Source organism: Micromonospora sp. IBSANI012 (genome assembly GCF_052814045.1).
Window position 1 is genome coordinate 2,221,195 of sequence record NZ_CP199933.1, and the last position, 21,105, is coordinate 2,242,299.

Consider the following 21,105-nt stretch of genomic DNA (forward strand, 5'->3'; position numbering starts at 1 on the left):
GGGGATTCGGAAAGCAGCGTCCCGCCGTAATTCTGGTCGGGTGGCAGAAGAGGGTACGGAGAACCGGGGAACGCCCGCGTCGGTCGCCCGCCTGGCGGGCCTGCCGGGACCGGAGCAGACGCGCGTCCTTGTCGACCTGGTCCGCGCGCAGGCGTCGGCCGTGCTGCGGGAGATCGGCGCCGACGACGCGCCGGACACCGTCGACGCCGGCCGACCGCTGCGCGAACAGGGCCTGGACTCGCTCGGACTGGTGCAGCTGCAACGGCAGCTCACCGCCGCCACCGGCCTGACCCTGCCACCCACCGTCGGCTTCGACCACCCGACCGCGGTCGCCCTCGCCGACCACCTGCGCACCCTGCTGCTGGGCGAGGGTCCGGAGCCCGCCGAGTCGGCCCCGGCCGGCCCGCCGGCCGAGGAGGAGCCGATCGCCGTGGTCGGCATCGGCTGCCGCTACCCGGGCGGGGTGGACTCCCCGGACCGGCTGTGGGCGCTGGTCGCCGACGAGGGCACCGTGGTCACCGGATTCCCCACCGACCGGGGCTGGGACCTCGACGGGCTCTACCACCCCGACCCGGACCACCCCGGCACCACGTACGTGCGGCACGGCGGCTTCCTCGACGACGCCGCCGGCTTCGACGCCGAGTTCTTCGGCATCAGCCCCCGCGAGGCCAGCGCCATGGAGCCGCAGCAACGGCTGGTGCTGGAGACCGCCTGGGAGGCCCTGGAACGGGCCGGCATCGACCCGCAGTCGCTGCGCGGCAGCCGCTCCGGCGTCTTCATCGGCGCCGACCCGCAGGACTACGGCATGCGGCTGCACGAGGCCCCGGACGGCCTCGACGGCTACCTGATGACCGGCAACTCGCCCAGCGTCGTCTCCGGCCGGTTGGCGTACGTGCTGGGCACCGAGGGGCCCACGCTGACCGTCGACACCGCCTGCTCCGGCTCGCTGGTCGCGTTGCACCTGGCCGTCCGCTCGCTGCAACGCGGCGAGTGCACCCTGGCGCTGACCGGCGCGGCGTCGGTCATGGTCAACCCCGGCGCCTTCACCTCGTTCAGCCGCCAGCGCGGGCTCTCCCCGGACGGCGTCTGCCGCCCGTTCGCCGCCGGCGCCGACGGCACCGCCTGGGCAGAGGGCGTCGGGCTCTTCGTCCTCGAACGACTCTCCGACGCGCGCCGCCACGGTCACCCCGTGCTCGGCGTCATCCGGGGCACCGCGATCAACTCCGACGGCGCCAGCAACGGCCTGACCGCCCCGAACGGCCGGGCCCAGCAGCGGGTCATCCGGCAGGCGCTGGCCGACGCCGGGCTCACCCCCGCCGAGGTGGACACGGTGGAGGCGCACGGCACCGCCACCACCCTCGGCGACCCGATCGAGGCACAGGCGCTGATCGCCACGTACGGGCGGGCGCACCGGGCCGACGCCCCGCTCTGGCTCGGCTCGATCAAGTCCAACCTCGGCCACGCCCAGGCCGCCGCCGGGGCCGCCGGGCTGATCAAGGTGCTGATGGCGATGCGGCACGGCACGCTGCCCCGCACCCTCGGCGTGGACGCACCGACCCCGCACGTCGACTGGTCCGCCGGCACCGTGCGGCTGCTCACCGAGGCCCGGCCCTGGCCCGCCGACGGCGCCCCGCGCCGCGCCGGCATCTCCTCCTTCGGGGTCAGCGGCACCAACGCGCACGTCATCGTCGAGGAGCCGCCGTCGGTCGAGCCGGCACCGGCGCCGCACCCGGGGCCGCCCGTCGCCGCCGCGCTGCGCCCGGTCGTCGTCTCGGCCCGGACCGCGCCGGCGCTGCCCGCCCAGGCCGCCCGGCTGCTCGACGCCACCGACCCCGCCGGCACGCCGCCGCACCTGGTTGACCTGGGCTGGTCGCTGGCCACCGGCCGCGCGGCCCTCACCCACCGCGCGGTGCTGCTGGCCCGCGACACCGACGAGGTACGCGCCGGACTGCGCGCCCTCGCCGCCGGTGACCCGGCCCCCGGGCTGATCCGGGGCACCGCCACCGGCGGCCGGCTGGCCCTGCTCTTCACCGGCCAGGGCAGCCAGCGCCTCGGCACCGGCCGCCGGCTGCACGCCGCGTACCCGGTCTTCGCCGACGCGCTGGAGGAGGCGATCGGCCACCTCGACCTGCAACTGGACCACTCGCTGTGGGACGTGCTCTTCGCCGCCGAAGGCACCGACGAAGCGGCGCTGCTCGACCAGACCGGGTACGCCCAGCCGGCGCTCTTCGCCGTCGAGACCGCCCTCTACCGGCTCGTCGAGTCCTGGGGCCTGCGGCCGGACTTCGTCGCCGGGCACTCCATCGGCGAACTGGCCGCCGCCCACGCGGCCGGGGTCTTCTCGCTGCCCGACGCCGCCATGCTGGTCGCCGCCCGCGGCCGGCTGATGCAGGAGCTGGAGTCGGCCGGCGCGATGGTCGCGGTGGCCGCCGCCGAGGACGAGGTCCGCGAGCTGCTGGTCGACGGGGTCGACCTCGCCGCCGTCAACGGCCCGGCCGCCGTGGTGATCTCCGGCGTCGAGGACGAGACGCTGCGGATCGCCGCCGAACTCGCCGGCCGCGGCCGGCGCACCAAGCGGCTGCGGGTCAGCCACGCCTTCCACTCGCCGCTGATGGAGCCGATGCTCGACGAGTTCCGCCGGGTCGCCGAGCTGGTCGCGTACGAGCAGCCGCGCATCCCGGTGGTCTCCAACGTCACCGGCGCGCTCGCCAGCGCCGACCTGTGCACCCCCGACTACTGGGTGCGGCACGTGCGGCAGCCGGTCCGGTTCGCCGACGGCATCGCCTTCCTCGACTCCGCCGGCGTCGACACGTACCTCGAACTCGGGCCGGACCCGGTGCTCACCGGGATGGCGCAGGAGTGCGTCGCGCCCGACGGCGACCGCGCGTTCGTCGCCGCCCTGCGCCGCGACCACGACGAGGAGCGGGAGGTGCTGGCCGCGGTCGCGGCGGCGCACGTCCGGGGCGCCGACGTCGACTGGTCGGCCTGCTACGCCGGCAGCGGCGCCCGCCGCGTCGAGCTGCCCACCTACGCCTTCCAGCACCGGCACTACTGGCTGACCTCCCCGCCCGCCGCCGGGGACGCGTCCGGGATCGGGCAGCTCGCCGCCGACCACCCGCTGCTCGGCGCGCTGCTGCACCTGGCCACCGAGGACGGCACGGTGCTCACCGGCCGGCTGTCCCGCCGCTCCCACCCGTGGCTCGCCGACCACGTCATCGGCGGAGTCAACCTGGTGCCCGGCACCGCGCTGGTCGAGCTGGCCGCGTACGCCGGCGACCAGGTCGGCTGCGCCCTGGTCGAGGAGCTGACCCTGGAGGCGCCGCTGGTGCTGCCGGAGGACACCGGGGTCGCGCTCCAGGTCGTGGTGACCCCGCCGGACGCCGACGGGCGGCGGACGGTGGAGTTCCACTCCCGCCGTGAGGACGCCCCGCCCGGCGGCGACTGGACCCGGCACGCCAGCGGGGTGCTCGCCCCGACCGGCGCCGCCCCGACCCGCGACGACGAGCTGACCCGATGGCCGCCGCGCGACGCGGAGGCCGTCGACGTCACCGACTTCTACCCGGGCCTGGCCGAGCAGGGCTACGGCTACGGGCCGACCTTCCACGGCCTGCGCGCGGTCTGGCGGCGCGACGGCGAGGTCTTCGCCGAGGTGGCACTGCCCGAGTCCAGCACCGACGGCGGCGCGTACGGGCTGCACCCGGCGCTGCTCGACGCCGCGCTGCACGCGCTGGACCTGGCGCTGCCGCAGCCCGCCACCGGGGTCACCCTGCCGTTCACCTGGTACGACCTCACCCTGCACGCCTCCGGCGCCACCGCCGTGCGGGTGCGGCTCACCGCGACCGGGCCGGACACCGTCCGGGTCGCGCTGGCCGACGGCTCCGGCGCGCCGGTCGCCACCGTCGGCTCGCTGCTGGTGCGCACCGTCGACGCCGAGCAACTCGGCGCCGGCACCGGCGGCGGGGACCTGCTCCGCGTCGAGTGGACCGAGCAGCCGCTGCCCGCGCCGGCCGAGGCGTCCGTCGCCGTCGTCGGCCCGGACCCGTTCGGGCTGGCCGGCGCGCTCGGCGCACCGGCGGTGACCGGTCCGGAGGCCGTCGAGTCCGCGCCGGACCTGCTGGTCGCGACGTTCGACGCCGGGGACGGCGAGACCCTGGCCGGCGTACGGGCCGCCGCGCACCGGGCGCTGCGACTGGCCCAGGACGTGCTCGCCGACGACCGGCTCGCCGGCACCCGGCTGGTCGTGGTGACCCGGCACGCCGTGGCGGCGCTGCCCGGGGACCCGATCGCGCTGACCACCGCGCCGCTGTGGGGCCTGCTGCGCGCGGCCCAGGCCGAGAACCCGGGCCGCCTGCTCCTGCTCGACCTCGATACCGCCACCCCGGCCACCGCCCTGCCCGGCGCCGCCGTCGCCGGTGAACCGGAGGTGGCGCTACGCGAGGGCCGGCTGCTCGCCCCCCGCCTCGTGCCCGTCCGCCGCCCGCGCGCCGCCGCCCCGGACACCTGGGACGGCACCGTCCTGGTCACCGGCGGGACCGGTGGACTCGGCGCGGTGCTGGCCCGGCACCTGGTCACCACCCACGGGGTGCGGCACCTGCTGCTGGCCAGCCGGCGCGGACCGGACGCCCCGGGCGCCACCGCGTTGCGGGACGAGCTGGCCGCCCTCGGCGCCCAGGTCACCCTCGCCGGCTGCGACGTCGGCGACCGCGACGCCCTCGCCGCGCTGCTCGCCACGGTCCCCGCCGACCAGCCGCTCACCGGCGTCGTGCACGCCGCCGGCATCGTCGACGACGGCACGTTCGACGGCCTCACCCCGCAGCGGCTGGACGCGGTGCTGCGCCCCAAGGCCGACGCCGCCTGGCACCTGCACGAGCTGACCTGCGACGCCGACCTGCGCGCCTTCGTGCTCTACTCCTCGGCCGCCGGCTTCCTCGATGGCGCCGGACAGGCCAACTACGCGGCGGCCAACACCTTCCTGGACGCCCTCGCCGCGCACCGCCGGGCCGCCGGGCTGCCCGCCACCAGCCTCGGCTGGGGGCTCTGGCCCCGGGACATCGGCATGGGCGCCGGGGTGGACGACGTCGCCGCGCACCGGGTGAGCCGCCTCGGGCTGCGGGAACTCACCGTCGCGCAGAACCTCGCCCTCTTCGACGCCGCGCTCGGCGTGGACGAGGCGTTCCTGGCGCCGCTCCACTTCGACCTGGCGGACCTGCAGCAACGGGCCGCCGAGTTGCCCCCGCTGCTGCGCCGGCTGGTCCGCGCGCCCCGGCGACCCGCCGCCCGGGCCGCCGCCGGTGCCGTTCCGGTCGAGCTCTCCCTGGCGCGTCAGATCGCCGAGCTGACCGAGGCGGAGCGTATGTCGGTCCTGCTGGACCTGGTCCGTACCCAGGTGGCCGCCGTGCTCGGGCACAGCGGCGCGGACGCGATCGCGCCCCGGCAGGCGTTCAACGAGATCGGCTTCGACTCGCTGGCCGCGGTGGAGCTGCGCAACCGGCTCAACGCGGCCACCGGGCTGCGGCTGACCGCCACCCTCGTCTTCGACTACCCGAACCCGCGCGCGCTGGCCGGGCACCTGGTCGAGAAGCTGCTCGACCTGCGCCCGGCGGCCGAGGCGGTGCGGGCCGCGGTGCGCGCCGTCCCCGACGAACCCATCGCCATCATCGGCATGAGCTGCCGCTACCCGGGCGGGGTCGGCTCGCCGGAGGAGCTGTGGCGGCTGGTCGCCGAGGGTGTGGACGCCATCGGCGAGTTCCCCGCCGACCGGGGCTGGGACGTCGACGAGCTGTACGACCCGGAGCCGGGCCGGTCGGGGCGTACCTCGACGAAGGAGGGCGGCTTCCTCTACGACGCCGCCCTGTTCGACCCGGACTTCTTCGGGATCAGCCCCCGCGAGGCCAGCGCCATGGACCCGCAGCAGCGGCTGATGCTGGAGGCGTCCTGGGAGGCGTTCGAGCGGGCCGGCATCGACCCGCACTCGGTGGCCGGCTCGCGTACCGGGGTGTTCGCCGGGGTGATGTACCACGACTGGGCGACCCGGCCCGGCGAGATGCCGGAGGAGGCGCTGGGCTACCTGGGCAACGGGGGCCACACCAGCGTGGTCTCCGGGCGGGTCGCGTACGTGCTCGGGCTGGAGGGGCCGGCGGTGACCGTGGACACCGCCTGCTCGTCGTCGCTGGTGGCCCTCCACTGGGCGATCCAGGCGCTGCGCACCGGGGAGTGCGAGCTGGCCCTGGCCGGCGGCGTCACCGTGATGTCCACCCCGGACACGTTCATCGACATGAACCGGCAAGGTGGTCTCTCCTCCGATGGGCGGTGCCGGTCGTTCGCCGCGTCGGCCGACGGCACCGGTTGGGGTGAGGGGGTCGGCGTCCTGCTGGTCGAGCGGCTCTCCGACGCCCGCCGCAACGGGCACCCGGTCCTGGCCGTGGTGCGGGGATCGGCGGTCAACCAGGACGGCGCGTCGAACGGCATGACCGCGCCGAACGGCCCGTCGCAGCAGCGGGTGATCCGGGCCGCGCTCGCGTCGGCGGGTGTCAGCGCCGCCGAGGTCGACGCGGTGGAGGCGCACGGCACGGGTACGACCCTCGGCGACCCGATCGAGGCGCAGGCGCTGCTCGCCACGTACGGCCAGGAGCGCCCGGCGGAGCGCCCACTCTGGCTCGGCTCGATCAAGTCCAACCTCGGGCACACCCAGGCCGCCGCCGGGGTCGCCGGGATCATCAAGATGGTCCACGCGATCCGCCACGGCGTCCTGCCGCCCACCCTGCACGTGGACGCGCCGTCGCCGCAGGTGGACTGGTCCGCCGGTGCGGTGGAGCTGTTGACCGAGGCGCGCCAGTGGCCGGTGAACGGGCATCCGCGCCGGGCCGGGGTGTCGTCGTTCGGCATCAGTGGCACCAACGCGCACGTCATCATCGAGCGGGCCCCGGAGGACGCCCCGGCGGTCGTCGCGTCGGCGCCGGCCGGGCCTGCCGGCGACGCCCCCGGCCCGGTCGGGTCCGCCGGCCTCCCGGTGGCGGTGCCGTGGCTGCTCTCCGCCCGGTCCGAGGCGGCGGTGCGGAGTCTGGCCGGTCGGCTGGCGGAGTTCGCCTGGTCGATGGACCCGGCGGACCTGGCACCCGCGGCCCGGACCCTGGCGACCGGACGGGCGCTCTTCGACCACCGGGCCGTGGTGCTCGGCGCGACTCCGGCGGAGCTGTCGCCGGCCCTCGCCGCGCTCGCCGACGGCGAGTCCGCGCCGGGGGTGGTGTCCGGGGTGGCCCGGGCCGGTCGGCTGGCGGTGCTGTTCACCGGTCAGGGCGCGCAGCGCCTGGGCATGGGTCGCTCGCTGCACGCGGTGTTCCCGGTGTTCGCCTCGGTCTTCGACGCGGTGGCGGCGGAGCTGGATCAGCACTTGGACCGGCCGTTGCGTGAGGTCGTCTGGGGTGACGACGAGGAGCTGATCCGGCAGACGGGCTATGCGCAGGCCGGCTTGTTCGCGGTCGAGGTGGCGCTGTTCCGGCTCGCGGAGTCGTGGGGTGTGCGGCCGGATTTCGTGGCCGGGCATTCGATCGGTGAGTTGGCTGCCGCGCATGTGGCCGGGGTGTTGTCGCTGGCGGATGCGGCTCGTCTGGTGGCCGCGCGGGGTCGGTTGATGCAGGCGCTGCCCGAGGGCGGCGCGATGGTGGCGGTGCAGGCGTCGGAGGAGGAGGTGCGGGCGGCACTGTCAGGACGGGATGCCTCTGTCGCGTCCTACCGACCTGATCACGTAAACGATTCAGCCTCCAACGGCACAGTTGCCAGCAGCGGCCCGGTCGCCGACGGCAGCGATGGCGATGGCCGGGTCGTGGCCGACGGCACCGACGACGGCCGTGGCACGGTCGCGGCCAACGGCGATGGGCCGTTCGCGGCAACCGGCGCCGGCGTCGTCGCGGCGGCAGGTGCCGGGGTGGACATCGCGGCCGTCAACGGCCCCCGGTCGGTGGTCATCTCCGGCCCCGAAGCCGCCGTGCTGCACGTCGCCGAGCACTTCACCAAGCTCGGGCGCAAGACGACCCGTCTTCGGGTGAGTCACGCGTTCCACAGCGGACTGATGGACCCCATGCTCGACGAGTTCCGGGCCGTCGCCGCGGAGCTGACCTACGCCGAGCCGCACCTCCCGGTCGTGTCGAACCTGACCGGCGCTGTCGCCACCTCCGAGCTGACCGACCCGGAGTACTGGGTCCGGCACGTCCGTGAGGCGGTCCGCTTCGCTGACGGCATCACGGCCCTGCACCAGGCAGGCGTGACCACGTTCCTGGAACTCGGCCCGGATGCCGCGCTCACCCCGATGATCGAGGGCGTCCTCACCGACGACGCCACGATCATCCCCAGCCTGCGCCGGGGACACGACGAACAGCGGCAGGCCCTGACCGCCCTGGCGAGGCTGCACGTCACCGGCACCACCGTCGACTGGACCGCCCTGCTCCCGCAGACCACCCGCAACGTCGACCTTCCCACCTACCCGTTCCAGCGGCGGCGGTACTGGCTGAATCCGCTGCCGCCCGCCGGCGACGTCGGCTCGGTCGGGCTCGACCCGATCGGGCACCCGCTGCTCGGCGCCGCCGTACCGGCCGCCGACACCGACCGGGTGGTGCTCACCGGGCGGCTCGCCGTCGACCGGCAGCGCTGGCTGGCCGACCACGAGATCCTCGGTGCGGTGCTGCTGCCCGGCACCGGCTTCGTCGAACTCGCCGTCCGCGCCGGTGACCACGTCGGCTGCGGCCGGGTCGAGGAGCTGACCCACCGGGCACCCATGATCCTGCCCGGCCGGGGCGCGGTGGTCGTACAGGTGGTGGTGGGGTCGCCCGACGACAACGGCGTACGCCAGATCGGGATCCACTCCCGACCCGAGGGCGGGGACGGGGGGTGGACCCTGCACGCCACCGGCGCGATCGCGCCGACCGCCGCCCCGGCCACCTGGGACCTCACCCAGTGGCCGCCGCCGGGGGCCACCGCGCTGCCGGTAAAGAGCTTCTACCCCGGGCTGCGCGCCCGCGGCTACGGCTACGGCCCGACGTTCCAGGGCCTGCGGGCCGCCTGGCGGCGCGGCGAGGACGTCTTCGCCGAGGTCGCGCTCCCCGAGGGCGAGGACGCCGAGCGGTACGGCCTGCACCCGGCGCTGCTCGACGCCGCCATGCACGCCGACCAGCTCGGCGAGGACGGCCCGCTGGACGGCGAGACGCTGCTGCCGTTCTCCTGGTCCGGGGTCACCCTGCACGCCGCCGGGGCCCGTGCGCTGCGCGTACACCTGGAGCGGCTGCGTGGCGACGAGGAGTGCCGGATCCGGGTGGCCGACCCCGACGGACGCCCCGTCGCCACCGTCGAGTCGCTGCTGGTCCGGCCGGTCTCCGCCGGGCAGCTCGCGCGGGACGACCGCGCCGGCGCGCTGCTGCGCGTGGAGTGGACCCCGGCGCCGGCACCGCCGGCGACCAGCCGGGCCGTCGTGCTCGGCGACCTGCCGGGAACCGGACTGCCCGCGTACCCGGATCTGGCCGCGCTCGGCGCGGCGCTCGGCGCGGGAGAGACCGGCACCCCGGACCTGGTCCTGCTCGCCGCCCCCACCGGCGGGGGCGATCCGGCCGAGGCGGCCCGCGCCGTCACCCGCGACACGCTGCGGACGGTGCGGTCCTGGCTGGCCGACGGGCGGCTCGACGGGGCGCGGCTGACCGTCGTCACCCGACAGGCCGTCGCCACCGCGACCGGCGAGGACGTCGACCTGGCCCAGGCCCCCGTCTGGGGGTTGCTGCGGGCGGCGGCCGGCGAACAGCCGGGCCGGTTCGGCCTGCTCGACACCGACGGCAGCGCCGACTCCGCGCGGCTGCTCGCTGCCGTCGCCGCCGCCGAGCCCGAGGCGGCGGTCCGCGCCGGCCGGGTGAGCGTGCCCCGGCTGGCCCGGCTGCGCCCCGCCGACGGCGGGCCCGGCTGGAAGCCGGACGGCACCGTACTGGTCACCGGCGGCACCGGCGGGCTCGGCGCGCTGATCGCCCGACACCTGGTAACCACCCACGGGGTACGCCGGCTCGTGCTCACCAGCCGGCGCGGCCCCGACGCGCCCGGCGCGGCGGCGCTGCGCGACGAGCTGCGCGCGCTCGGCGCGACCGAGGTGACCGTCGCCGCCTGCGACGTCACCGACCGCGCCGCCGTCGCCGCCGTGCTCGCCGCCGTCCCCGCCGAGCACCCGCTCACCGCCGTGGTGCACGCCGCCGGCGTACCCGGCGCCGGCCTGGTCGCCGACCTCGACCCGGACGGACTCGACCCGGTGCTGGCACCCAAGGTGGACGGCGCCTGGCACCTGCACGAGCTGACCCGGGACCTGCCGCTCGACGCCTTCGTGCTGCTCTCCTCCGCCGGTGGCCTGGTGCTGGCCGCCGGGCAGGGGCACTACGCCGCCGCGAACGTCTTCCTGGACGCCCTCGCCGCCCACCGGGCCGCCGCCGGCCTGCCCGCCACCGCGGTCGCCTTCGGCCTCTGGGACCTCGGCGACGCCTCGGCCGACGACGTCGCCCTGGTGCGCCGGCTCGGCCTGCCGGCGCTCGGCGTCGACGACGGCCTCGCACTGCTGGACGCCGCCGTGGCGACCGGCGAACCGCTTGTCGTGCCGCTGCGCGTCGACCCGGCCGCCGTCCGGGCCCGCGGCGAGGTGCCGACCCTGCTCCGAGGCCTGGTCACCGCCCCCACCCGGCGCGCCGCCGCCGGTACGACCAGCGGCGGCGGCACGGCCACCGGCCTGGCCCAACGGCTCGCCGGCGTCACCGAGGCGGAACGGCACCGCGTCCTGGTTGAACTCGTCCGCGCCCGGGTGGCGGCGGTGCTCGGGCACTCCGGCGTCGAGGCGGTCGCCCCCGACCGGGCGTTCAAGGACCTCGGCTTCGACTCGCTCGCCGCCGTCGAGCTGCGCAACGCCCTCAACGAGGCGACCGGGCTGCGGCTGCCCGCCACCCTGGTCTTCGACCACCCGACCGCCGAGGCCGCCGCGCGTTTCCTCGCCGACCGGCTGGTCGGCGCCGCCCCCGCCGCCGCACCGGCGCTCGCCCCGGCCGCGCCCGACGACGACCCGATCGCCATCGTCGCGATCCACTGCCGCTACCCCGGCGAGGTGCGCTCCGCCGACGACCTGTGGCGCCTGCTGGTGGAGGAGCGCGACGCGATCTCCGAGTTCCCGGTCGACCGGGGCTGGGACGTCGACGCGGTCTACGACCCGCAGCCCGGCGCGGCCGGGAAGACGTACGTCAAGACCGGCGGGTTCCTGCACGACGCGGCCGAGTTCGACCCGGAGTTCTTCGGCATCATGCCGCGCGAGGCGCTCGCCATGGACCCGCAGCAGCGGCTGCTGCTCCAGGGCGCCTGGGAGGCGTTCGAGCGGGCCGGCATCGACCCCGCCTCGATGCGGGGCAGCCGCACCGGCGTCTACGTGGGCGTCATGTACACCGAGTACGGCAGCCGGGTGCAGCAGCACGTGCCCGAGGAGATCGCGGCGTACCTCAGCGGCGGCAGCGGCGCCAGCATCGCCTCCGGGCGGGTGGCGTACGCGCTCGGGCTGGAGGGGCCGGCGGTGACCATCGACACGGCCTGCTCCTCGTCGCTGGTGGCGCTGCACATCGCCTGCCAGGCGCTGCGCCAGGGCGAGGTGGAGATGGCGCTGGCCGGCGGCGTGACCGTGCTGCCCACGCCGGACGTCTTCGTCGACTTCAGCCGGCAGCGGGGCCTCGCCCCGGACGGCCGGTGCAAGGCGTACGCGAACGGCGCCGACGGCACCGGCTGGTCCGAGGGGATCGGGCTGCTGCTGGTGGAACGCCTCTCCGACGCCCGGCGCAAGGGCCACCCGGTGCTCGCCGTGGTGCGCGGATCGGCGATCAACCAGGACGGCGCGTCCAACGGGCTGACCGCCCCGAACGGCCCCTCCCAGCAGCGGGTCATCGAGGCCGCCCTGGCCGCCGCCGCGCTCGCCCCGGCCGAGGTGGACCTGGTCGAGGGGCACGGCACCGGCACCGCGCTCGGCGACCCGATCGAGGCGCAGGCCCTGCTCGCCACGTACGGCCGGGACCGGGACCGGCCGCTGTGGCTCGGGTCGGTCAAGTCGAACCTCGGCCACACCCAGGCCGCCGCCGGGGTGGCCGGGGTGATCAAGGCGGTGCAGGCGATGCGGCACGGGCTGATGCCCGCGACGCTGCACGTCGACACCCCCTCCGACGAGGTGGACTGGTCCTCCGGCGCGGTGGAGCTGCTGACCCGGCCGCGGGAGTGGCCGGCGCAGCCCCGCCCCCGCCGGGCGGCGGTCTCCTCGTTCGGACTCAGCGGCACCAACGCTCACATGATCATCGAGGAGGCGCCAGCGGACCTCGCCAGTTCGGACCGGCCCGCCGGCCCGCCGGTCGCTGACGCGCCGACGGCGCCGGTGCGGCCGTGGCTGCTGTCCGGGCGTACCGACCGGGCGCTGCGGGCGCAGGCGGAGCGGCTGGCCGCCCACCTCGACGGTCGGGACGACCTGGCCGACCGGGACGTCGCGTGGTCCCTGGCCACCGGCCGGGCCGCCCTGGAGCACCGGGCCGTGGTGCTCGGCGCGGACCGGGACGAGCTGACCGCCCGCCTGACCGCCCTGGCCGCCGGGGAGATCGCCACCGGCGTGCTCACCGGCGTCGCGCGCTCCGGCGGCCGGACGGCGGTCGTCTTCACCGGTCAGGGCGCGCAGCGCCTCGGGATGGGTCGCTCGCTGCACGCGGTGCTCCCGGTGTTCGCCGCTGCCTTCGACGCCGTGGTGGCGGAGCTGGACGGGCATCTGGACCGGCCGTTGCGTGAGGTGATCTGGGGTGATGACGAGGAGCTGATCCGACAGACGGGTTATGCGCAGGCGGGGTTGTTCGCGGTCGAGGTGGCGTTGTTCCGGCTGGTGGAGTCGTGGGGTGTGCGGCCGGACTTCGTGGCTGGGCACTCGATTGGTGAGTTGGCTGCCGCGCACGTCGCTGGGGTGTTGTCCATGGCGGATGCGGCGCGTCTGGTGGCGTCTCGTGGGCGGTTGATGCAGGCGTTGCCGGTTGGTGGGGCGATGGTGGCGGTGCAGGCGTCGGAGGAGGAGGTGCGGGCGGCGCTGGTGGGTCCGGGTGTGGTGGTCGGATCTTTTGGAGCTGATGTCGTAAACGACTCAGCCTCCACCGGCAACGGCACCGGCACCGGGGACGGCGTCGGCCAGGTCGCGGGCATCGGTACGGGTACGGGTAATGGTGGCGGTCTGGCGGCAGTTGGCAGTGTGGATGTCGCCGCCGTCAACGGCCCCCGGTCGGTGGTGATTTCCGGCCCGGAGGCCGCCGTGCTCGCGGTCGCCGAGCACTTCACCAACCTGGGCCGCAAGACCGCCCGGCTGCGGGTGAGTCACGCCTTCCACAGCCGGCTGATGGACCCGATGCTCGACGAGTTCCGGACCGTCGCGGCGAGCCTGACCTACGCCGAGCCGCAACTCCCGGTGGTCTCGAACCTGACCGGCGCCCTGGCCACCCACGAGCTGACCGACCCGGACTACTGGGTGCGGCACGTCCGCGAGGCGGTTCGCTTCGCCGACGGCATCACCGCCCTGCACCAGGCGGGAGTCACGACGTTCCTGGAGCTCGGCCCGGACGCCGCGCTCACCCCGATGATCGAGGGCGTCGTGACCGACAACGTCGTCGCGCCGGCTCAGCGCCGGGACCGGCCCGAGGTGACGCAGCTGCTCGACGCCCTGGCCCGGCTGCACGTCACCGGCACCCCGGTCCGCTGGACGGAGGTCCTCGGCGGCGGCACCCGCGTCGACCTGCCCACGTACCCGTTCGAGCGGCGGCACCTGTGGTTGAACGCCCCGAAGACCCGGGCCGGCGACGCCGCCGGGCACGGCCAGCGCGACGCCGACCACCCGCTGCTCAGCGCCGTCATGGTGGCGCCGCAGGGCGGCGGCGTGGTCCTCACCGGCCGGCTCGCCCTCGACACCCACGCCTGGCTGGCCGACCACAACGTGATGGGCATGGGGCTGCTCCCCGGCACCGGTTTCGTCGAGCTGGCCCTGCGGGCCGCCGAGGAGGTCGGCTGTGACGTGGTCGAGGAACTGATCATCGAGCAGTTGATGCCGCTGCCCGACCACGGCGGCGCGGCCGTCCAGGTGGTGGTGGGGGAGCCGGACGCCGGCAACCGGCGGAGCATCGCCATCTGGTCCCGGTTCGACGACGCCCCGCCGGAGGTGGGCTGGACCCGGCACGTCACCGGCTGGCTCGCCACCGAGAACGCGCCGCCGGTGACCCCGGAGGAGTTCGGCGTCGGGGTCGGCCAGTGGCCGCCGGCCGACGCCCAGCCGGTCGACATCAGCGGCGTCTACGACTACCTCACCGCGCAGGGCTACCACTTCGGGCCGATGTTCCGCGGGCTGCGGGCCGTCTGGCTGCGCGGCCGGGACCTCTTCGTCGAGGTGGCGCTCCCCGACGAGGCCCGGCAGGACGCGGCCGCGTACCGGCTGCACCCGTCGCTGCTCGACGCCGCGCTCAGCGCCACCGACTTCCTCGGCGGGCGCAAGCCGCAGGACATCGGCGCCGGCCAGCTGCCGTTCTCCTGGACCGGGGTACGGCTGCACTCCGGCGGCCGCAGCCGCCTGCGGGTACGGATCAACTGGACCAACTCCGACGAGAGCGCCGGCTCGGAGGCGGTCCGCCTGGACCTGGCCGACACCGCCGGCACCCCGGTCGCCACCGTCGAGTCGCTGGTGGTCCGGCCGGTCACCGCGGACCGGCTGGTGGCCGCCGGAGCGGCGATGACCGGCACCCGCCACCTCGACTCGGTGTTCCGGGTCGACTGGCCCCAACTGCCGCTGGGCGAGGCCGCCGAGGCCGTACCGGGGCGGTGGGCGGTGCTCGGCGGCGAGGTCGACCTCGGCCGCGCGGACGTGCCCGCGTACCCGGACCTGGCGGCGCTGGCCGCGGCGGCCGCGACGGACGGCGTACCCGATGTGGTGTTCCTGCCGGTCGAGCCGGCGGACGGCGAGGTGCCCGAGGCGGTCCGCGACGGCTTGGCCGGGGTGCTGGAGACCACCCGGGCCTGGCTCGCCGACGAGCGGTTCGCCGCCACCCGGCTGGTGGTGCTGACCTGGTTCGCCGCCGACGACGACAGCGGGCACCTCGACCTGACCGTCGCCCCCGTCTGGGGTCTGCTGCGCGCCGCGCAGGCCGAGAACCCGGACCGGCTGATGCTGGTCGACCTCGACTCCGACGAGGCCAGCCTGCGGATGCTGCCGGCCGTGGTCACCCTGCCCGAGCCGGAGGTCGCCGTGCGCGGCAACCAGGTGAAGGTGCCCCGGCTGGCCCCGGTCCCGGTGCCGACCGAGCTGCCGCCGTCGCCCTGGCGGCCCGACGGCACGGTGCTGGTCACCGGCGGCACCACCGGTCTCGGCGCGCTGGTCGCGCGGCACCTGGTCGGCACGCACGGCGTGCGGCACCTGGCGCTGGTCAGCCGGCGCGGCCCGGACACCCCGGGTGCGGCGCGGCTGCGCGACGAGTTGGCCGCGCTCGGCGCCGAGGTGACCGTCGCCGCCTGCGACGTGACCGACCCGAAGGCCCTGGCGGCGCTGGTCGACGGGCTGCCGCAGCCGCTGACCGCCGTGGTGCACGCCGCCGCGGTGCTCGACGACGCGCTGTTCACCTCGCTCACCCCGGACCGGCTGGCCGCGGTGCTGGCGCCCAAGGTGGACGCCGCCTGGGCGTTGCACGAGCTGACCGAGGAGCGGGAGCTGACCGCGTTCGTCCTGTTCTCGTCGGTGGCCGGCCTGCTCGACCCGGCCGGCCAGGGCAACTACGCGGCGGCGAACAGCTTCCTCGACGCGCTGGCCCGGCACCGCCGGTCGATGGGGCTGCCCGCCACCTCGCTGGTCTGGAACCTGTGGGGCGAGGGCGCCGGCCTGGCCGGCGGCACCGACCCCGGGGTCACCCGGCGGCTCGCCGCGATGGGCATGCCGGCGCTGTCGCCGGCCGACGGGCTCGCCCTGCTCGACCAGGCGATGCGGGTCGACGAGCCGGTGCTGGTGCCGCTGCGTCCCGACCCGACCGGCACCGAGATTCCGGCCAAGTTGCGCGACGTCGCCCGCGCGGCCGGTCGCCGGCCCGCCCCGGCGGCCACCCCGGCCGCCACCGCCGAGGCGCCGGCGGCCCCGGTGGACGAGGGCAGCCTCGTCCAGCGCCTCGCCGCGCTGCCCGAGGAGGGCCGGCAGCGGATGCTGCTGGACCTGGTCCGCGGTCACGTCGCCGCCGTTCGGCACGCCGAACCGGGGGAGATCGACGTCCACCGGGGCTTCACCGAGCTCGGCCTGGACTCGTTGGCCGCGATCGAGCTGCGCAACCGGCTCAGCGCGGCGACCGGGCTGCGGCTCGCCGCCACGCTGATGTTCGACCACCCGACCCCCGCCGAGGTGGCTCGGCTGCTGCGCGAGGAACTGGCCGAGGAGGTGCCGGTCGGGCCGTCCGCCGACGTGCCCGCCGGGCCGGCGGGCGCCGACGCCCCGGACGAGGAGGACGTACGCCGCCGGCTGGCCACCATCGGACTGGACGCGCTGCGCGAGGCGGGCCTGCTCGACGCCCTGCTGCGGCTCACCACGCCGGGCGTCGAACCCCCGCCCACCGCGGCGCCCGCCGCCGCCGACCGCAGCGAGGAGATCCGGAACATGGCGGTGGACGACCTGGTCCGCGCCGTCCTCGGCGGCGCCGACCCGAACGGAGCGCAGCGGTGAGCGGCGTGGACACCGACCAGATCGTCGCGGCGCTGCGGACCTCGCTGCTGGAGAACGACCGGCTCCGGCAGGAGAACGCCCGGCTCGCCCAGGCCGCCGACGAACCGATCGCCATCGTCGGGATGGCCTGCCGGCTGCCCGGCGGCGTGGACTCCCCGGAGAGTTACTGGGAGCTGCTGGCCCGGGGCCGGGACGCGGTCACCCCGTTCCCCACCGACCGCGGCTGGGACACCGACGCCCTGTACGACCCGGAGCCCGGCCGCCCCGGCCGGACCGTCACCCGGGAGGGCGCGTTCCTGCACGACGCCGCCGACTTCGACGCCGACCTGTTCGGCATCTCCCCGCGGGAGGCCCGCGACATCGACCCGCAGCAGCGGGTGATCCTGGAGACCGCCTGGGAGGCCCTGGAGCACGCGCGGATCGACCCGCTCTCGCTCAAGGAGAGCCGCACCGGCGTGTACTGCGGGGTGATGTACCACGACTACGACGGCGCGGACGGCGGCGGCAGCATCACCAGCGGCCGGATCTCCTACACCCTCGGCCTGCAGGGGCCGTCCGTCTCGCTGGACACCGCCTGCTCGTCCTCGCTGGTCGCGCTGAACCTGGCCGGGCACGCGCTGCGCTCCGGGGAGTGCACCCTCGCGCTGGCCGGCGGCATCACCGTGATGTCCACCCCGGAGACGTTCGTCTACTTCAGCTCCCAGCGCGGGCTCGCCCCGGACGGCCGGTGCAAGTCGTTCGCCGCCGCCGCCGACGGCACCGGCTGGGGGGAGGGCAGCGGCCTGCTGGTCCTGGAACGGCTCTCCGACGCCCGCCGCAACGGCCGGCGGATCCTCGCCGTGATCCGAGGCGCGGCGGTGAACTCCGACGGCGCGTCCAGCGGCATCACCGTGCCCAACGGGCCGGCCCAGCAGCGGGTCATCCGCCAGGCCCTCGACAGCGCCGGGCTGCGACCGGCCGACGTGGACGCGGTGGAGGCGCACGGCACCGGCACCCGACTCGGCGACCCCATCGAGGCCCAGGCGCTGCTGGCCACGTACGGGCGGGACCGGGCGGGGGAGCCGCTCTGGCTGGGGTCGGTCAAGTCCAACCTCGGGCACACCCAGGCCGCCGCCGGGGTCGCCGGGGTGATCAAGATGGTGCTCGCCATGCGGCACGGGCTGCTCCCCGCCACGCTGCACGTCGACGCGCCCACCCCGCAGGTCGACTGGTCGGCCGGGCGGGTGGAGCTGCTGACCGAGGCCCGGCCCTGGCCGGAGGCCGGCCGGCCGCGCCGGGCCGCCGTGTCCTCCTTCGGCATCAGCGGCACCAACGCACACGTGATCCTCGAAGAGGCGCCGGCCGAGGGTGGCGACGCCCCCGCGCCGGCGCCGGGCTGACGGGCGGGAGAGCGATGACATCGCGTACGGGCACCACGGCGGGCCGGGTCGACCCCGGCGCCTTCCGGCACGTCCTCGGACTCTTCTGCACCGGGGTCACCATCATCACCGCCGCCGGCGACGGGGTACGGCCGGTCGGCTTCACCTGCCAGTCGTTCGTCTCGCTCTCCCTCGACCCGCCGCTGGTCTCCTTCTCGGTGTCCCGCACCTCCCGCTCCTGGCCGCTGATCCGGGCCCGGGGCGCGTTCGGGGTGAACATCCTGACCGCCGAGCAGGAGGGACTGTGCCGGACCTTCGCCAGCCGGGCCACCGACAAGTTCACCGGGGTGGACTGGACGCCCGGCCCGGTGACCGGATCACCCCGGCTGTCCGGCTCGCTGGCCTGGGTGGAATGCACCGTCGAGGCGGAGTACCCGGGCGGGGACCACGTCATCGCCGTCGGCCGGGTACGCGACCTGGAGGTGGTCGACGGCGACGCCGACCCGCTGCTGTTCTTCCTCGCCGGGTTCCGCCGTCCCGCCCCGGCCGTCCCGCCGGCCCCCGCCGTACCCGGGTCGGTGCTGGCCGCCGGCGGCACCGCGCCCGCCGTCCCGGGCACCCCCTAGGCCGCGCCGGCCGACCCCTGAACGGCCCCCGCCGGCCCCCTGATTACGGCCTCCGCCAGGCCGGATCCGGCGGCCGCGGCCCTAGCGTCATGGCCACCGGGCAGCTTCTCGTCACGCGGAGGAACGCATGCGCTTCGGCTTGACCTATCACCACCAACTTCCCCGGCCGTGGGCCGAGGACAGCGAGGAACGCCTGTTCCAGGAGGCGCTGGCGCAGATCGAGCTGGCCGACCGGCTCGGCTTCGACTACGCCTGGGGCACCGAACACCACTTCTTCGAGGAGTACTCGCACTCCTCGGCGCCGGAGGTCTTCCTTGCCGCCGCCGCGGCCCGGACGAAGAACATCCGGCTCGCGCACGGCATCATCCACATGCCGCCGGCGGTGAACCACCCGGTGCGGATCGCCGAGCGGCTGGCCATGCTGGACCTGATCTCCGGCGGCCGGGTGGACTTCGGCTCCGGCCAGGGCAGCTCCCAGCTGGAGGTGGGCGCCTTCGGCATCGAGCTGGCGGACAAGCAGGAGCAGTGGCACGAGGCGCTCGAGGTGGTCATCCGGATGATGACCGAGACCCCGTTCACCGGCCACAAGGGCAAGTGGGTCGACGTGCCCGTCCGCAACGTCATCCCCAAGCCGAAGCAGAAGCCGCACCCGCCGCTGTGGCGGGCCTGCACCCGGCGGGAGAGCATCCAGGAGGCGGCCCGCGAGGGTATGGGCGCGCTCGCCTTCTCCTTCGTCAACCCGGAGGAGGCCGAGGAGTGGGTCGAGGCCTACTACCGGACGCTGGAGTCGGACGACTGCGTCCCGATCGGCCAGGCGGTCAACGCCAACGTCGCCATGGTGCTGCCGTTCATGTGCCACGAGGACGAGGAGGTCGCCCTCGACCGCGGGCTGGAGGGTGCCTACTTCTTCTCGTACGCCCTGATGCACTACTACATCACCGGTGAGCACCAGCCGGGCGTGACCGACATCTGGCAGGGCTTCCAGGACGCCCGGGAGAGCATGGGCTTCACCCGGGACGCGATCGTGCCGGACGAGAAGGACCTCCAGTCGGCCGAGTCGCAGGCCATGATGGACCAGGTCGGGCAGCTGCGCCGGGGCATCGGCACACCGGCGCAGATCGCCGACATCATCCGCCGGTACGAGGCGGTCGGCGTCGACCAGATCATCTTCTCGGTGCAGATCGGCAAGAACAAGCACGAGCACATCATGGAGTCGCTGGAGCTGTTCGCCCGCGAGGTGATGCCGGAGTTCGTCGACCGCCGGGAGGCCCGCGAGGCCGCCAAGCGGGACCGGCTCGACGTCGCCGTCAAGGCGGCCCTCGGCCGGGTCAAGCGGCAGACCAAGGACGTCTCCGACTTCGTCATCGCCCCGGAGATGTCGCTCTACGGCAACGCCGACGACGACGACTGACCACCGCCGCACCCCGGCCGGGTCGACCCCCGGCCGGGCCGGCGGCGGCCGGGCCGTTCCTCCCGCGCCGGCCGCGCCGGCGCACCGACGCGAAGGATGCACGAGATGGCCACGGACAACGGCGCCTGGATCCGCCGCTTCCACCCCGCCCCGGACGCACCCACCCGGCTGGTCTGCTTCGCCCACGCCGGTGGCTCCGCGTCGTACTTCTATCCGGTGTCCCAGGCGCTGAGCCCCAGCCTGGACGTCCTGGCCGTGCAGTACCCGGGCCGCCAGGACCGCCGCGCCGAGCCGGCCTTCGAGGACGTGCTCCGGCTGGTCGACGCGCTCGTGGACGAGGTGGCCGTCTGGGCCGACCGGCCGCTGGCGCTGTTCGGGCACAGCCTGGGCGCGACCGTGGCGTTCGAGGTGGCCCGGCGGCTGCAGGCGCGCGGGACGGAGGTGTCCGCGCTGTTCGCCTCCGGCCGGCGGGCGCCGTCGCGGCACCGCCCCGCCTGGGTGCACGAGGGCGACGACGACGCGCTGATCAGCGAGATGCTGAAGCTGGAGGGCACCGACGCCCAGATGCTCACCGACCCCGAGCTGGTGCGCATGATCCTGCCGGCGCTGCGCGCCGACTACAAGGCCGCCGAGACCTACCGCTACCAGCCGGGTCCGCCGCTGACCTGCCCGGTGTACGCGCTGACCGGCGACGCCGACCCGCAGGTCGACGTGGGCGACGCGGAGAGCTGGCGGGAGCACACCACCGGCCCGTTCGCGCTGCACGTCTTCTCCGGCGGGCACTTCTACCTCAACCGGCACGCCCCCCAGGTCATGGCCCTGATCCGTCGGCACGCCGCGGACGGGGTGGTGGCCGACCACGCCCGCGCCTGACGCCCGCCGCTCCGCATGGAGCGGGCCGACACCGTTGGAGCGTCGTGCTGGCGGGCCGGAGCGGGGCACGGGTGCGAGGTGCCCGGTGGG

At 75.8% G+C, this 21,105-nt stretch carries 4 protein-coding genes and 1 pseudogene; all 5 read left to right on the top strand.

The annotated features are described in order from the left end of the window. Positions 1-40 precede the first annotated feature (40 nt). Positions 41-16,747, top strand: coding sequence for a type I polyketide synthase (locus tag ACTWM8_RS10410; RefSeq protein ID WP_446213626.1), 16,707 nt, complete (start codon positions 41-43; stop codon positions 16,745-16,747). Positions 16,748-16,773: 26 nt separating this feature from the next. Continuing rightward, positions 16,774-18,120 (top strand): annotated as a pseudogene (locus ACTWM8_RS10415) (type I polyketide synthase); the annotation flags it as partial. Positions 18,121-18,140: 20 nt separating this feature from the next. Continuing rightward, positions 18,141-18,731 (top strand): flavin reductase family protein, encoded by a 591-nt coding sequence (locus tag ACTWM8_RS10420; RefSeq protein WP_446213627.1) that lies wholly within the window; start codon positions 18,141-18,143, stop codon positions 18,729-18,731. 127 nt (positions 18,732-18,858) lie between these two features. Beyond that, entirely contained in the window at positions 18,859-20,142 is a 1,284-nt protein-coding gene (locus tag ACTWM8_RS10425; RefSeq protein WP_446213628.1) for an LLM class flavin-dependent oxidoreductase, read from the top strand. 105 nt (positions 20,143-20,247) lie between these two features. Beyond that, the gene (locus ACTWM8_RS10430) at positions 20,248-21,015 is read left to right on the top strand and encodes a thioesterase II family protein (RefSeq protein ID WP_446213629.1); all 768 of its coding nucleotides are present in this window, start codon (positions 20,248-20,250) and stop codon (positions 21,013-21,015) included. Positions 21,016-21,105: the final 90 nt, after the last annotated feature.

Excerpts from the sequence above, each read along its gene's own strand:
- ACTWM8_RS10420 (WP_446213627.1), top strand. The coding sequence starts at position 18,141 with ATGACATCGCGTACGGGCACCACGGCGGGCCGGGTCGACCCCGGCGCC.
- ACTWM8_RS10430 (WP_446213629.1), top strand. The coding sequence starts at position 20,248 with ATGGCCACGGACAACGGCGCCTGGATCCGCCGCTTCCACCCCGCCCCG.
- ACTWM8_RS10425 (WP_446213628.1), top strand. The coding sequence starts at position 18,859 with ATGCGCTTCGGCTTGACCTATCACCACCAACTTCCCCGGCCGTGGGCC.